Origin of the sequence: Streptomyces capoamus, assembly GCF_014654935.1 — a bacterium.
Classification (GTDB): Bacteria; Actinomycetota; Actinomycetes; order Streptomycetales; family Streptomycetaceae; genus Streptomyces; species Streptomyces capoamus.
Genome location: NZ_BNBF01000002.1, coordinates 439,344 through 440,208 on the forward strand (window position 1 = coordinate 439,344; position 865 = coordinate 440,208).

Here is an 865-nt window from a genome sequence, read left to right on the forward strand (position 1 = left end):
GGTCTCGGTGACCAGGGCGACCGCGCCGGAGTCGTGCAGGATCCAGCGGGTCTGGAAGACGGAGGAGGTCGGGTAGACGGGGACCGTGACCAGGCCGGCGGCCCAGGCCGCGAAGTCGAGCAGGGTCCACTCGTAGGTCGTACGGGCCATGACGGCGATCCGGTCGCCGGGCATCAGGCCCTCGGCGACCAGCCCTTGGGCCAGCGCCTGTACCTGGGCGGCGAACTGAGCCGCCGTCACGTCGGTCCAGCCACCGTCGGACCCCTTGCGGCTGAGGACGACCTGGTCGGGTGCCGCCTCCGCGTTCTCGTACGGGAGGTCGGCGAGGGAGCCGTGGGTGACCGGGGGTGCGAAGGGCGGGACCGACACCTCCCGCACCGCGCCGTCCAGCCGGCGTACCGCGGGTTCCACGAGGACCGGGCGGCCGTCGTAGTCGGTGGCGGGGACGTGGGTGCCGGAGGAGGCGTGCGGGGCGGGGTACGGCGTGGACACGGGCGGCTCCTCTGGCGTGCGTGCACCTGCGGCCGGCCCCGGTGCGGACAGGGGTCACCGCTGGTTGGGCAGGTGATCGTACGACTCCACTGTGAGGGGGTTGTGCGGGTTCGGGAATGGTCCGGAGCCGGGCATGTGCAGCCTCACGGTTCACGTGACGGGTGTTCGAGTGTGCGTGGGGGCGCCGCGCTCACCCCGTGGTACACCCCGGCTTACCTCCGGTAACCTTACTCCCCGGTAAGCTCTGGACCCCGCTGGAGGCGCGATGACCGCCGTCACCCTGACCGCGCCCCCCGCGCTGGCCCCGCTGCTGGCCCGGGGCGCCCTGCGCTCGCCCTTCAAGCGCCCGGCACCCGACGCGGCCTTCCCGCGC

General features: G+C 73.6%; 1 protein-coding gene. It reads right to left on the minus strand.

What is annotated here, in order from left to right:
• The coding region (locus IE312_RS38940; RefSeq protein WP_370467512.1) for an AMP-binding protein at nt 1–492 on the minus strand (492 nt) is incomplete at its 3' end.
• Between the last annotated feature and the right edge of the window lie 373 nt (nt 493–865).